Here is a 14,294-nt window from a genome sequence, read left to right as displayed (position 1 = left end):
GGGCGGGCTGGGGGCAATGGACATTCTACGGGTGATTTCCTGTGCGCGATCACCGACGCCGCATCCGGGCAGCAATCGCCGCGGTAGGCTGCCCGATTCCGGCCGGGTCAGCTGTTACCGTGCGAGCCGTGAGGACCACCGACAATGCGGGCACCGACGGGGCGGCGGGTGGCGCGACGGGAAGGTCACCGCGGGGCCGCCGGCTTCGCATGGTGCTGCTGCCCGTCACGGTACTGACCCTGCTGACCACGCTGCTGGGCATCATGTATCTGGACTATGTCGTCGATCCGGAGCAGAACCTGCACGATTTCCCCATCGCGCTCGTCAACCAGGATGTCGGCGACACGATCGGTGCGCCGGGTCAGGACAAGCGGGTCGACTTCGGCGCCCAGGTGGCCGCCGGCTTGGAGCAGGCCGTGCCCGCAGACCGCATCGACCTGCGCGTACTCGGCATCAACGAGGCCCAACTCCAGATGCAGAACGGCAAGGTCTACGGGGCCATCATCATTCCGAGCGATTTCAGCAAGCGGCTCGGCATTTTCGGCGTCGGCAGCGTGATTCCCGGCGATATCGAGCGCCCGATCATCACGCTGCAGACCAATCCGCGCACCGGCGCCTTCGCCACCGAGATCGTCAACCACATCGGCGCCCAGGCGCTGCCGCAAGTGAACGCGCAGGTCGGCAAGCAGCTGACCGAGCAGGTGCGGGCCCAGCTGGCCGCGCAGCCCGGTGGGCCACCGGCACCGGAATTGACCGGGGCCACCCGAATCGCGCTGGCGAATCCGCTGCAGATCGTCGTCGAGCCGTTCCGGCCGTTGCCCAGCGGAACCGGCCAGGGTCTCACCGCCTTCTTCTTCGCCCTGCTGCTGCTGCTGGCCGGGCTGGTCGGCTCGATGACAATTCACACCATGGTCGATGCCGCGCTCGGTTTCGTGCCGACCGAGTACGGACCGTGGTTCGTACACTTCCCGCCGACACCGATCTCGCGCTTCCGTACGTTGCTGATCAAATGGGGCGTGATGGTGCTGACGGCGAATATCGTCGCGGCGATCTACCTCATCGTTGCCAACGCACTCGGCATGCCGATCGACCATCCGCTCGGTCTGTTCCTCTACAGCGCGTTCGCGATCATCGCCGTCGGCATCACCGGCCTCTCGGTGCTCGCCGCGATCGGCTCCGCGGGCCTGCTGGTGAACCTGATCCTGTTCATCGTCCTCGGCCTGCCCTCCTCGGGCGGCACCGTGCCGATCGAGGCCACCCCGAAATATTTCGGCTGGCTAGCCGAATTCGAGCCGATGCATCAGGTCTTCCTCGGCGTCCGCGCCATCCTCTACTTCGACGGCAACTATGACGCGGGTCTGGCCCGTGGTTTCTGGATGGTCGTGCTCGGGCTCGTGGTCGGTCTGGTCTTCGGCGCGGTCATCACCCGTTATTACGACCGCAAGGGCCTGCACCGCGGCGCGGCCGCTCCCGAGAGCTGACCGGCGAAACACCGCGTCCAGCCCGGTTCGATGGTTTGCGACCGCACACCGGTATGCGCGGCACAACCCGTCGGCAGGCTCGGAAGCCGACGGCTGATGCTCGTCAGTCGTCGACCGGCCGCGTGACCGGCAGCCAGTGTGCGACCTCCGCGGCCCGGGACCCCGACGCGGTCACCGCACCGACATCCACCGCGCCGGCGAATTCGAGCAGGCCGGTGGCCAGCAGTAGCCAGGTGCGTGGATCGGTCTCGACGACATTCGGCGGCGTGCCCCTGGTGTGCCGCGGCCCTTCGATGCACTGCACCGCGACGAACGGCGGCACCCGCACCTCCACCGAATGCCCGGGCGCGGAAGCGGCCAACGCGCGCACAGTCGTGCGTACCGCCGCAGCGAGCTCGGTCCGGGCCGGTGCAGGGGCGGATTCGTCCCGCAACCACTCGCTCACCGCCGCTACCGCCGCCCGCAACGCCACCGGATCCACTGTCGACTTTCCCGCCACGGTGCCGAGAATACTGACGCCCACCGTCATCGAATGCCGAGCCGGGGTCAGACCTCACCGAACAAGCCATGCCACCGCCGACCCGCACCACGCCGACATCGAACAATTGCGCCTGCCCGCCAAGCGACCGCCACCGCACGCGAGCTCACCGACGCCGACCGGTCAGGGCTCACACGACGCAAGCCGACTGGGACCTGCCGGTCAGCGGTCGCACGGCGAGTCGCTGCGCGGTCAGCGCGTCGATCGGTGCGCCCACCGCGCGGCAAGCTGTGGCGCGAGCGCTCCGCCGCCGTTGAAGGCCAGATGCAGCAAGGCGGGAGCGGTGGCGCTGTCGCAGCGGCGGCGTAGCAGGCCGAAGACGAGGCCACCGAGCGCGGTCGCGGCAACGGTCACCGGAACACTGTCGCCCGCGGCGCGGGCCGGGTGGATGTGCCACAGGCCGAAGGTGCCGGCGCCGAAGAGGAGTCCCGCTCGTGAACCGAAGGTAGTGTCCAGCAACGGCTCCAGGGTGCCGCGGAACACCAGTTCTTCGCTGTAGACGGTGCCGATCGGGATGTGCACGGCGACCCACTCCGTCAGCGAGACATCCGGGCCACGATCGGCGAACTCGCGTAGCCGGCGCCGCACTCCCGCGCCAGTGAGCGCCGCACCGTAGCCCGCGACCACAACAGCCGCCGGCGCCAGCCCACAGCGCAGCCCGCGCACCGACCACCAGTTCGCCCTGCTATCGAACACCAGCGCGTACCCGGTGGCGAATCCGGCATTGGCACCGGTCCTGCCGCGCACATCGAGACCGAGCCGCGGCAGCAGCCAATTGCTCCACAGCAGCGCAGTAGCAAGAGCAGCGGCACTTTTCGCGACACTGCCGCCAGCAGTCACTTGGTCTCCCGCTCGTAGTCCTCGGCGGCCTCGAGCTGTCTACGGATCTTGTCGGAAAGCTCCGCGGTCCAATCCGGTGGCTGCGCGACGGCCACCCAGCCGTCGAGCACCAGACTGCCGTAACGATGACCGTGTCCATCGGTGACGCCCTGAGCATTGGTGAGGTCGGCGGCAACCTGCCAGAAGGTGACGAAGGGCCACCAGCGCATCTGCGAGGAGACATCGGAGCCACGCGGCTCCGAGAGCCAATCCGGTTGGGACAGGATCAGATCGGGCGACCACCACACGATCGGATCGGAAGCGTGTTGCAGATAGGCGATGCGCGGTGACCGCCATTCGGGACCCGGTCTGGCGAGATCGGCACTATCGCTGGCGAATCGGACGACGAGGCCGTCCGCGTACACCGGCTGTACCTCCCTCGACCCGGGATCGCGCCGCGAAACGAACTGCTGCCACAGCCGATTGGAGTTCGGCGGCCCCACCCACAGGGCGCCGTCCACCTTCGCCCGCAGGTCCGCGAGCCCGTCGAAGGCCGCCTCCGAGCCCTGCGAACCCAGGCTTTCCCCGTACACGAGCAGCTTCGGCCGTGCCTGCGGCGGCCGCGCTTTCCAATGCTCATACACCGCGTCGAAGAGCCGCTTACCCGCGTCCATGGCCTTGCTGCGGTCGGCGAGGAACGACAGCACACTGGGCAGATAGGAGTACTGCGAGGCGACAATCGCGGTGTCGCCGCCGTACATGTACTCGATGGCACCGGTCGCCATCGAATTCACCCAGCCGGTGCCGGTGGTAGTGACCACCACGATCACCTTCCTGTCGAACGCGCCGGTGCGCTCCAGCTCGGACACCGCGAGTTGCGTCTGTGCCGCGCTGTCAGCCGCCGACTCCAAGCCCACATAGGCCCTGATCGGCTCCCGCGCCTGCCGACCGGTGACCGCCGTGATCCGCTGGGCGGAGGGACCGTGCGAAACGAACCACCGCCCCTCGAAACCCAGCGAGTCCCACTTCGCCAATGACCCGGGGCTGCCGGACCGCTCGGGTTGATGCGGCGGCACCGCGTTGGGCGAGGTGTAATCGTTGCGCACGCTGAATGCCGAGTTGGCCACAGCGAAAAAGGCACGCGAGGCCACGCCGTTGAAGATCGTGACGACCAGCAGTACCAGCACCAGGAACCCGGCGGTCGGCGCGAGCTCGCGCGGCACCCGCACCCAGCGATTGAGCTGACGGGCCAGGAAAAGGATGATCTCGCGCAGCGTCCGGTACACGGCGACCACCGCCGCACCGACGGCCACACTGAGCAGTCCGGTACGCAGGTAGGCGGGAGTGGTGGTCCCCTGCATATCCATCAGCGCGGTGATCTCCCGCTGCCAGCGCGCCGACTGCACGAGCATCAGGGCCGCACTCAATGCGGCGGTCAGCAGGACCGCGGATTTCACCGCGTAGCGCACCCAGGTCGGTGGTGCGGGAAGTGTGAGCCGCGGTCGAATCCACACCCGGAACACCCACTCGAGCAGGCAACCGAGGCCGTAGCCGAGCGCGGCATTGACGCCGCTGATCAGGCCCTGGAACAGCCAGTCGCGCGGGACGAGCGAAGGTGTCACCGATAGCGCGAAGAACACCGTCGCGACGATCAGCCCCACATAGTTCAGGTCGATGACGTCCTCGGCTCGCCGCACGACAACGACGCCGCGCGTACGCAGCCTCGTCAGTGTCGTGGCGGTCTCGAGCACGATCGGCTCAGCGTGACCGCATGCCGCGACAGTTGGGCACGGGTGGCGTCGGCGGGTCCGTAACGATCATCACCCGAACAGTATGCTGTGTTGGTTTTTGCAGCGCCTGCGGCGCTGCGTGTTCGCGGCTGTGTTGGATCTGCAGCGCCTGCGGCGCTGCGTGTTCGCGGCCCCCAGGGCTCGCGTCCGAGTGGCCGAGACTCGCGACTGCGTCGCGTGCGCTTCGGCCGCTCGGACGCGAGCCGGCCGCGAACGGTCGCTCGTAAGACTCGCTCCGTGGTCGCTCGGTTTGTGCGCAGAGTTGGGCAGATCAACTAATTGTTGTGGTGGCCAGGCGATTACGGGACGCGCGGCAATTACCCAGTGCGCTCGAGTAGTTGTACCCGGTCGCGTAGGCGGGCCGGCCAGCAGACTCAGTACCCATGAGCACCCCCAACGCACGGCCGAAGACCACCTCGGCCTTCCTCGCGCAGGCCGCCATCGCCTTCGGCGTCAGCTTCTTCGGGACCGGCGTCGGCATCTGCTATCTCCCACTCGATATCTCACAGCGCGGCTTTCTCGCAATGTCGGTCCTGTTCCTGGTGTCGAGCACCTTCACCCTGGCGAAGGTGGTTCGCGACCAGCAGGAAACTGCGAGTGTGCGCAGCCGCATCGACGAGGCGCGGATGGAAAGACTGATCGCGGAGCACGATCCGTTCAAGTCCGTCGCCTGAGGGCGCTCACCTGGACGGGCCCGGCACACGAGGGGTCCGAGTCCGCCCAGGTGGTGCGTTACTCGACTGCGCGATCGCGGCCGACCCACAGCACCCCGTTTGCCTTCGCACGGATATCCGCGAAACCGGTGAAAGCCCCCTCCGAACCTTGGGGGCCGAGGCTCTCACCGTAGACGAGCAGCTTCGGCCTTGCCTCCGCCGGCCGCGCCGGCCAATGCTCGTAAATCTGGTCGAACAACAGCTTCCGGCCAGTGTCGCTTTACTGCTTGTCCGACAAGGAACGACAGCACACTCGGCAGATACGAATACCGACTGGCGACGATCGCGGTCTGCGGTACACCCATTCCAGCACGCAGCCGACCCCGTAGCCGATGGCCGCGTTGATGCCGCTGACCAACCCCTCGAACAACCAATCCCGCGGCAGCAGCGACGGAGTCGACGACCAGGCGAAGAAGACGGTGGCCACGATGAGCCCGGCATAGTTGGGATGAAAGAACCGCTCGACGGCGCCGACAATCGTGCCGACGCCGTCGCGTAGACGTACTGAGACTGCTCGAGCCCCAGCCCCGGTCAAACGGCGCTGGCCCCGAACAGCTTCGGCAGCGTGCCCTCGTGCGCCGTGCGCAATTCGTCCATGGGAATACTGAACTGGCCCTGGACCTCGACGGAATCAGCGCCCTGATCGACAACGCCGATCCGCACCCACGGCAGCTCCCGCGCGGTGCACATCTTGGTGAAGCGGGTTTCCTCCGAACGCGGCACCGCGACGAGCACGCGGCCCGCCGACTCGGAGAACAGTGTCACGAACGGGTCCGCGCCCTCGGGAAGCAGGATGCGGCAACCGGTTTCGCCGGCCAGTGCGGCCTCGACGACGGCCTGGATCAGACCGCCCTCGGACAGGTCGTGCGCGGCACTGATCATGCCGTCGCGCGAACCCGAGGTCAGCACCTCGGCGAGCAGCTGCTCGCGGGCGAAGTCGACCTTGGGCGGCACGCCACCGAGGTGGTCGTGGGCGACCTGGGACCAGATGGATCCGCCGAACTCGTCGTGGGTCTCGCCGAGCAGGATCAGCGTCTCGCCCGGCTCCAGGCCGAGGCCGGTCGGGATGCGACGGTGCACGTCGTCGATGACACCGAGCACGCCGACAACCGGAGTCGGCAGGATGGCGTCCTGGCCGGTCTGGTTGTAGAAGCTGACGTTGCCGCCGGTCACCGGGATGCCGAGCGCGACACAGCCGTCCGCGAGACCGCGCACGGCCTGCTGGAACTGCCACATCACGCCGGGATCCTCGGGAGAACCGAAGTTGAGGCAGTTGGTGACGGCCTTCGGTGTCGCGCCGGTGGTCGCGACATTGCGGAAGGCCTCGGCCAGCGCCAGCTGCGCGCCGGTGTAGGGGTCGAGCTTGGTGTAGCGGCCCGACGCGTCGGTGGCCAACGCGATGCCGCGACCGGTCTGCTCGTCGATGCGGATGACGCCCGCGTCGGCGTGCTCGGCAAGCACGGTGTTGCCGCGCACATAACGGTCGTACTGCTCGGTGATCCACTTGCGGCTACACAGCTGCGGGCTGGAAATCATCCGCAGCAGGGTGTCGCGCAGCTCGTCCGGGGTCTTCGGGCGGGTCAGCTTGTCGGTGCTGTCGGCGATGAGCGCGTCCTGCTCGTCGGGGCGCTGGACCGGGCGCTCGTAGACCGGGCCCTGGTGGGCGACGGTGCGCGGTGGCACGTCGACGACGGTCTCGCCGTGCCAGCTGATGACCAGCCGGTCGCCGTCGGTGACCTCACCGATCACCGTGGCCAGCACGTCCCACTTGTGGCAGACGGCCATGAAGGCGTCGACATTCTCCGGGGTAACGACCGCGCACATGCGCTCCTGCGATTCGCTGGAGAGCACCTCGGCCGGGGTCATGCCCTTGGCGCGCAGCGGCACCTTGGTCAGGTCGATGTGCATGCCGCCGTCGCCCGCCGCGGCCAGTTCCGAAGTGGCGCAGGACAACCCGGCGCCGCCGAGGTCCTGGATGCCGACGACCAGCTTGGCGGCGTACAGCTCGAGGCAGCACTCGATGAGCACCTTCTCGGTGAACGGGTCGCCGACCTGCACGCTCGGCAGCTTCTTGCGGCCGGTACCGGACTCGTCGCCGGAGAAGGTGTCCGAGGCCAGCACCGAAACGCCGCCGATGCCGTCGAGCCCGGTGCGCGCACCGAACAGGATGATCTTGTTGCCGGTGCCGGACGCGAACGCCAGATGCAGGTCCTCGACCCGCATTACGCCCGCGCACAGCGCGTTGACCAGCGGATTGCCCTGATAGGAAGCATCGAAGACGGTCTCGCCGCCAATATTGGGCAGGCCGAGGGAATTGCCGTAACCGCCGACGCCGCGCACCACGCCGTCGACAACACGGCGGGTGTCGGCCGCGTCCGCCGCGCCGAAGCGCAGCTGGTCCATCACCGCGATGGGCCGGGCGCCCATGGCCATGATGTCGCGCACGATGCCGCCGACGCCGGTGGCCGCACCCTGGTAGGGCTCGACGTAGGAGGGATGGTTGTGGCTTTCCACCTTGAAGGTGACCGCCCAGCCGTCGCCGACGTCGACGACGCCCGCGTTCTCACCGATGCCCGCGAGCATGGAGGCCCGCATCTCGTCGGTGGTGGTCTCACCGAAGTAGCGCAGATGCACCTTCGAGGACTTGTAGGAGCAGTGCTCGCTCCACATCACCGAGTACATCGCCAGTTCGGCGTCGGTCGGCCTGCGGCCGAGGATCTCCTTGATCCGCGCGTACTCGTCGTCTTTCAGACCTAGTTCTTTATAGGGCTGCGAGATGTCCGGAGTTGCTGCGGCTGCGCTGACGGTGTCGACCTGCGGAGTCACGGAGTACCAGGGTCCTTTCGGGCCGGAGCGCGAAGCTGGGGATTCGCTTCGAAGTTTAGCTGTGGCTTCCAACCGACAGCGGGCCGCATCGCACCCGCCGCCCGGTTAGCCGGTTTCGCGCAGGGTTCGGCGCCGAATCCCGTTGGCGGAATGTGACGCAAGACATGGTGTAGACCGTGGCGACCGGCTCAGGTCTGCACACATCGGCCGACATCGCAACCGCTACGCTTTGGCGGTGAGCGATAGATCGGGAGTTGCGGATCCGGCTGAGCGGCCCGTCACCTCGGAGCACGTGCGCCCGGAATCCGCAGCGACCGACCCGGAGTTGTCGCGACCCCCGATGTCGAACCGGCAGTTGCGCTGGCTGATCGGTGCTGTCGCCCTTTTCGTCGTTTCCGCCGCAGTCTCGCTGCTTGTGCACTGGTGGAGCGGATATATCGATCTGCAGGTGTATCGCACCGGTGCTCGGGTCTGGCTGGACGACGGCGAGCTGTACGGACCGATGCCGCCGGTGATGGGGATCGGGCTGCCGTTCACCTATCCCCCGCTCGCCGCGCTGTTCTTCGCGCCGCTGGCACTGATGCCGCTGCTGCTCGCCGAGGTGCTTGTCCTCGCCACGTCTGTGCTCAGCCTCGGTATCACGCTGTGGCTTGTGCTCGCACGCCTGCGCTCGGAACTGGACCGGATGGTCGTCCTCCCACTGGTCATCACCGCGGTCGCACTGCTGCAGCTGCTGGAACCGCTGCGCCAGACCTTCGGGTTCGGGCAGATCAATCTGGTGCTGATGGCGGCGATCACGATGGATTGCCTGGTGCGCAAACCGTTCTGGCCACGCGGCATGCTGATCGGCATCGCGGTGTCGGTGAAACTGATCCCGGCCGGCTATCTGCTGTATTTCCTGCTGCGCAAAGACTGGAAGGCAGCGGGCACGCTGGTGGTGTCCGCGATCGCGGCGGTCGGGCTCGGATTCCTGCTGTTTCCCAGCGATTCGGTCGAGTACTGGTTCGACACGCTGGCCGACACCGGACGGATCGGGCCGCCGTACTACGCAGGCAACCAGTCCCTCAAGGGCATGGCCTTCCGGCTCGGCGTCGCCGATTCGCTGGCGACCCTCATCTGGATCACGCTGTCGCTGGTGGCGATCGGGCTCGCCGCGATCTGGATGCGCAGGCTCATCGAGGCGGGCGCGAACGTGGCCGCGCTGATGGTCAACGCGGCCGCGGTCCTGCTCGTCTCCCCGGTCTCCTGGTCTCATCACTGGGTGTGGATCGCACCCGCGCTTGTTGTCGTCGCCGACGCTATAGAGCGCGGCAGGCGCAATCGGTGGTTCATCGGCGCCGTCGCCGTGGGCACCGTGATGTTCGCGATCGGCCCCCAGTGGCTGCTGCCACACCAGCACGACCGCGAACTCGGCTGGGCCTGGTGGCAACAGCTCATCGGCAGCGCCTATGTGCTCGCCACGCTCGCGATATTCATTGTCGCCGTTGTCAATTACCGCCCGGCCGGGGCAGGTGTGAGGAAGGCGGCAAGCGCCGCGGCGTAGGCCACGACGTCGGCGGCGCCCATCAGCTCGCGAGCCGAATGCATGGCCAGCTGCGGTGCGCCGACATCAACGGTCGACATGCCGGTGCGCGCGGCTGTCATCGGGCCGATGGTCGAACCGCACGGCAGATCGGCACGATGCACGTAACGCTGCAACGGCACCTGGGCCTGGGCACAGGCCAGCGCGAACGCGCCCGCACCCGCCGCGTCGGTGGCGTAGCGCAGGTTCTGGTTGACCTTGAGCACCGGGCCGCCGTTCACCTCGATCCGGTGCGCGGGCTCGTGCCGGTCCGGATAGTTGGGGTGGGTCGCGTGCGCCATATCACCGGAGGCACACACGGATCCGGCCAGCGCGGCCAGATATTCGGCACGGCCACCACCTCGGGCCAGCACGATGCGCTCCAGCACGGTCGGCAGCAGATCCGACTGCGCACCTCGATCGGACTGGCTGCCGACCTCCTCGTGATCGAACATCGCCAGCACCGCAATGGCAGCCCCCGGCTCGGCGACCGCGGCCAGGAAGGCATGCAGCCCCGCGTAGCAGGTGCCCTGGTTGTCCAACCTGGGCGCGCTGACCAGATCGAGGTCGCGCCCGACCAGCCTGCTCGGCGTCAGGTCGTGGGTCATCAGTTCCCAACCGAGGATCTCGTACGGGTCGACCTCGGCGTGCTCGGCTACGAAAGCGAGGAACGAGCGCGGTTCGGACCCGACGCCCCAGATCGCATTGACGTGGCGCTGCGGATCCAACGTGACGCCGCGCCGATCCTCGGACAGATGGATCGCCAGCTGCGGCACCCGCAGGATCGGCTCGTCGATGCGAATCAGCTGGTCGCGCACCACATTTCCGTCACGCACACTCAGCCGACCCGAGATGCCGAGCTCGCGATCGAGCCATGAATTCAGCAGCGCGCCGCCATAGGGCTCGAGCCCGACCAGCTGCCAGCCCGCGACGGCGAGGTCCGGATGTTGCTTCACCCGCAGATTCGGACTGTCGGTGTGCGCACCGACGACACGGAAGGGCGTGTCACCGGAGGAATCCGGGGTCGCCCAGGCGATCAGCGAACCACCTCGGATCACGTAGTGCCTGCTCGGCCCGCCCGACGGCCACGACGCCGACTCCTCGAGTGGGGTGAAACCGTTGGCCTCCAGCGCACGGGCGACCGTACGGCACACATGGAACGACGAGGGCGACTCATCGATGAACGCACACAAGCCTGCGGCGGTGGCATCGGTACTGGAAACGGGCATGCCTGCGATCCTAGGCAGCCCTCAGCGCACCGCCGGTACGCCCGCCCGGTCGACGATCTCCTGGACCTGTTCTTGCGCCTTGACCGGATCGTTGATCCAGGTCCGGTAGAAGTCGAGCGGGCAGTCCGCGAGCCCGTGCGCATGCGCGTCTCGGGTCGTACCGCGATGCAGCAGACTGTACGGGCCGAACCGGTTGCGATCGAAGTACCGCGTTTCGCGCACCGTCCGCACCGAAAGTCGCGCGGTGCGTACCTCGTTCGGCTCCGACCCACACTGCGCGAGCGACCGGCCCTCGGCGTCGATGATCGCCGAATGGCCGCAGTAGGAGTGCACTCCGTCGAAACCGGCGGCGCCGCCGACCACGACGTAGGCACGGTTGGCCCATGCCATCGCCTTGGCCATCGTGAGCTGCTGTTCGGCGGCGCACCCGCGCACACTCTGGCAGTGCACGACGAGCTCGGCGCCTTTCATCACACAGTCGCGCCAGACCTCGGGATAGTTGCCGTCCTCGCCGAGGATCAGGGAAATCTGTATGCCCTTCGGGCCCTCGCAGACATAGGTCGTATCACCCGGGTAGCAGGCTTCGCCCTCGGCGGCGGGCGCGATCTTGCGGTAGCGCTGCACGATCTCGCCGCTGTCGTTGATCAGCACGGCGGTGTTGTACGGGGCGCGCAGTGGGTGTTCCTCGTGCCGCTCGCCCGCGATCGAGACCACGCCCCACACCCCGTTGCGGCGACACGCCTCGGCAAGAATCTTCATCTCGTCGCCGGGGATCACCGCGGCGGTGGAGTACAGCTCGGTCTCGTCGTACATCACGCCCATGGCCGAATACTCCGGCAGCACAATCAGATCCAGATCGCGATGGCCGCGCCGCAGACCGTCGATCAGGTGACCGATCCGGTAGCAGTTCGCCAGCACCTCGGCCCGCGTGTGCAAGCGCGGCATCATGTGATTGATGACGGCCACCTGCACCGCATCAGGGTTCGAGACAACCGCTTCGTAGCCCATCTTCGCTCCTGACGATCGACCAAACTAATTCTGTTTGGAAACATAACCGAAGGAACGGCATTCCGTGCGCTTACTGCTGACGAACCGGACTTTCGAGACATTCATCGGATGATTTGTCCGAGCGGCATGCACGTCGACGGTTACATCCGATGATTCGCATTCGCATCAATTCGCCGAACGCCATGTTACCGAAATCCGGACCATCGAAAGTCAAGTTGCGGAAACGAGTTCGAGCAGCCGCAGCAGTTCGGCGTAACGGCGCGCACCCATCCTGGTCCTCAGCTGCTGCTCCGCACGCGCCTCCTCGGCCTGCACCGACTCGACCAACTCGACGCCGAGCCTGCTCAGCCCAATCAGAATCCGCCGCCGATCATCCTCCGCGGCCAGCCGGAAGATCAGCCCACGTTCCGCGAGAAAGTCCGCGTGCCTGGTCGCCGACGACGGCGCCAGCTGCGATCTGAACGCCAATTCGCTCATTGTGATGCCTGCCTCATCGGACAGATTCGACAGCATCGACCACTGATCCGCCGATAGTTGCCTGGCACACAACGCGTCATCGAGGTGACCCAGCCAACGGCGTTCCGCAGCACGCAGCGCACCATGCAGCGTGGAATATCCGCCTACAATGGTCGTCATTATTTCCTGCCTGCCCTGAATTTCGCCCGAACGAGAAGAAGAGTACCGAATGTCAGCGTTCGGCGAGAGCCAAGACGGGACTATCGAGATCCTCAACATCGTTCCGATGCAGGGTCCCGGCGGTATCGTCGCCGTCTCCTGCGACGCGGCAATTTCGCTTGCGGTCGATGAAATCAACAGCAGCACCGGAATTCTGGGACGTGAAATTCGTACCACGAATATCGATGGCGGACGCGCGCCGCACGAGGTCGCCGATGAGGTCGCCGCGCTGCTCGCCACCGAGATGGTGGACGCGATCACCGGCTGGCACACCTCAGCGGTGCGACTGGCCGTGGCACGCGCCAACGCGAGCCGGGTGCCCTACCTCTTCGCCACCGGGCGCGAGGGCCTCACCGACGAACTACCCGGTGTGCTCATGCTCGGCGAACACCCGGCAGGCCAGACCCTGCCCGCGGTGCACTGGCTCGAACGCGAGTACGGCGTGCGGCGCTGGGCGATCATCGGCAACGACACATCTGGCCGCGCGAATCGGCCAGGGCGGTGCGGGCCAGCCTGACCGACCCACACGCCATCGTGCTCGAACGATTCCTGCCGCTCGGTTTACCCGACTTCGGCGAGTTCCCGTCCGCCCCCGCACTCGAGCGCGCCGACGCCGTCCTCATCCTGATGGTCGGCGGGGACGTATCCCGGTTCAACCAGCAATTCGCCGCGACCGGGCGAGCCGCGACCCAGGTGCGGATCAGCCCCGCCGCCGACGAGAACGTGCTGCTGGCCACAGGCCCGAACGCCAACCACAACGTCTATGTGGCCTCCAGCTTCTTCGTGGACAAACGCACGCCCGACGGCCGCGCGCGCATGGCCCGCTACCGCAACCGCACGGCGGCTTCGCCCCCCGCACTGACCAGCTTCAGCAACGCCAGCTACGAGGCCATCCACACCTCGAGCGCACTCGCCTCGACAGTGGACTCATTCGCTGTGCCCGATATCCACGCCGCACTCGACAATGGCGTATTGCCCGAAACCCACTGCGGCACAAGAGGTTTCCTCGGCAATCAGGCAATCCAGCCCGGCTACATCGCCACCGCCGACGGCATCGACTTCGACATCATCGACCGTATTGTTCGAGCTGTGTTTTTGGCAGCGCCTGCGGCGCTGCGTGTTCGCGGCCCCCTTGGTCTCGCGTCCGAGCGGCCGATGCTCGCGACTGCGTCGCAGTCGCATCGGCCGCTCGGACGCGAGACGGGCCGCGAACTCTCGTGCTCGATCTCGCTGCGCTCGGAAGGCGTTGTCGTGCCGAGGGATTCGCTGGTCGCGGGTCCTCGCGACTTGTTGTCTACGCCGCCGTCTTGGTGGTGCGACGGGGGCGGGTGTTGGGGCTCGATCTCGCCGCGGCCGAAACGCGCGCGCCGCAGGCGCAACCATCCCACCGACGCACCTCCTCGGCACGATCACGCATTTCGAGCAAGCGAGACCCAGCACCAGAGTTCACGGCCCATGCCACAAACATCCAAGGCACACACACTTCAGTCGCGAGATCACCACCGAAGCGCCTACTCGGCACGATGATGCCTTCCGAGCGAAGCGAGACCCAGCACCAAAGTTCACGGCCCATGCCACAAACATCCAAGGCACACACACTTCAGTCGCGAGATCACCACCGAAGCGCCTACTCGGCACGATGATGCCTTCCGAG

12 protein-coding genes and 1 pseudogene are annotated in these 14,294 nt (G+C 66.9%); 4 read left to right on the top strand and 9 right to left on the bottom strand.

The annotated features are described in order from the left end of the window. Positions 1-209: 209 nt before the first annotated feature. Positions 210-1,481 carry an ABC transporter permease gene (locus tag AB0M74_RS27205; protein ID WP_366529214.1) on the top strand — a complete coding sequence of 424 codons (1,272 nt, stop codon included), beginning with the start codon at positions 210-212 and terminating at the stop codon, positions 1,479-1,481. Positions 1,482-1,584: 103 nt separating this feature from the next. On the opposite strand, the gene AB0M74_RS27200 is transcribed toward AB0M74_RS27205, so the two are convergent. From AB0M74_RS27200 to AB0M74_RS27190, 3 genes are all read right to left on the bottom strand, one after another. Next, positions 1,585-1,980, bottom strand: a complete 396-nt coding sequence (locus tag AB0M74_RS27200) for a sterol carrier family protein (RefSeq protein ID WP_366529138.1) — start codon at positions 1,978-1,980, stop codon at positions 1,585-1,587. A 231-nt stretch (positions 1,981-2,211) separates the two neighbouring features. Then, a complete protein-coding gene (locus AB0M74_RS27195; protein ID WP_366529137.1) occupies positions 2,212-2,859 on the bottom strand; it encodes a CPBP family intramembrane glutamic endopeptidase in 648 nt (215 codons plus the stop codon). Next, complete coding sequence (locus AB0M74_RS27190) at positions 2,856-4,589, bottom strand: alpha/beta hydrolase (protein WP_366529136.1); 1,734 nt, start codon at positions 4,587-4,589, stop codon at positions 2,856-2,858. The genes AB0M74_RS27195 and AB0M74_RS27190 overlap by 4 nt, the downstream gene beginning before the upstream one ends. A gap of 422 nt (positions 4,590-5,011) precedes the next feature. Between AB0M74_RS27190 and AB0M74_RS27185 the strand changes: the two genes are divergently transcribed. Further along, positions 5,012-5,302, top strand: a complete 291-nt coding sequence (locus tag AB0M74_RS27185) for a YiaA/YiaB family inner membrane protein (protein WP_366529135.1) — start codon at positions 5,012-5,014, stop codon at positions 5,300-5,302. A gap of 58 nt (positions 5,303-5,360) precedes the next feature. Here AB0M74_RS27185 and AB0M74_RS27180 read toward each other — a convergent pair whose 3' ends face one another. From AB0M74_RS27180 to purL, 3 genes are all read right to left on the bottom strand, one after another. Further along, on the bottom strand, positions 5,361-5,540 hold the full coding sequence (locus tag AB0M74_RS27180) for an alpha/beta-hydrolase family protein (protein WP_366529134.1): 180 nt from the start codon (positions 5,538-5,540) through the stop codon (positions 5,361-5,363). A gap of 21 nt (positions 5,541-5,561) precedes the next feature. Next, positions 5,562-5,699: a hypothetical protein gene (locus AB0M74_RS27175; protein WP_366529213.1), complete on the bottom strand. Its 138-nt coding sequence runs from the start codon at positions 5,697-5,699 to the stop codon at positions 5,562-5,564. A 173-nt stretch (positions 5,700-5,872) separates the two neighbouring features. Next, positions 5,873-8,167: a phosphoribosylformylglycinamidine synthase subunit PurL gene (purL, locus tag AB0M74_RS27170; RefSeq protein ID WP_366529133.1), complete on the bottom strand. Its 2,295-nt coding sequence runs from the start codon at positions 8,165-8,167 to the stop codon at positions 5,873-5,875. A 235-nt stretch (positions 8,168-8,402) separates the two neighbouring features. On the opposite strand from purL, the gene AB0M74_RS27165 reads away from it, so the two are divergent. Next, the gene (locus tag AB0M74_RS27165; protein ID WP_366529132.1) at positions 8,403-9,710 is read left to right on the top strand and encodes a glycosyltransferase 87 family protein; all 1,308 of its coding nucleotides are present in this window, start codon (positions 8,403-8,405) and stop codon (positions 9,708-9,710) included. On the opposite strand, the gene AB0M74_RS27160 is transcribed toward AB0M74_RS27165, so the two are convergent. From AB0M74_RS27160 to AB0M74_RS27150, 3 genes are all read right to left on the bottom strand, one after another. Beyond that, complete coding sequence (locus AB0M74_RS27160; RefSeq protein ID WP_366529131.1) at positions 9,659-10,957, bottom strand: M18 family aminopeptidase; 1,299 nt, start codon at positions 10,955-10,957, stop codon at positions 9,659-9,661. The genes AB0M74_RS27165 and AB0M74_RS27160 overlap by 52 nt on opposite strands. A gap of 21 nt (positions 10,958-10,978) precedes the next feature. Then, positions 10,979-11,965 (bottom strand): aliphatic amidase, encoded by a 987-nt coding sequence (locus AB0M74_RS27155; RefSeq protein WP_366529130.1) that lies wholly within the window; start codon positions 11,963-11,965, stop codon positions 10,979-10,981. Between the two features lie 210 nt (positions 11,966-12,175). Then, complete coding sequence (locus AB0M74_RS27150) at positions 12,176-12,601, bottom strand: MarR family transcriptional regulator (protein WP_366529129.1); 426 nt, start codon at positions 12,599-12,601, stop codon at positions 12,176-12,178. 49 nt (positions 12,602-12,650) lie between these two features. Between AB0M74_RS27150 and AB0M74_RS27145 the strand changes: the two are divergent. Next, a pseudogene (locus AB0M74_RS27145) lies at positions 12,651-14,167 on the top strand (substrate-binding domain-containing protein). The last annotated feature ends 127 nt before the right edge of the window (positions 14,168-14,294 follow it).

Source organism: Nocardia sp. NPDC051463 (assembly GCF_040681975.1).
Lineage (GTDB): Bacteria > Actinomycetota > Actinomycetes > Mycobacteriales > Mycobacteriaceae > Nocardia.
This window is presented reverse-complemented; position numbering and strand designations above follow the sequence as displayed.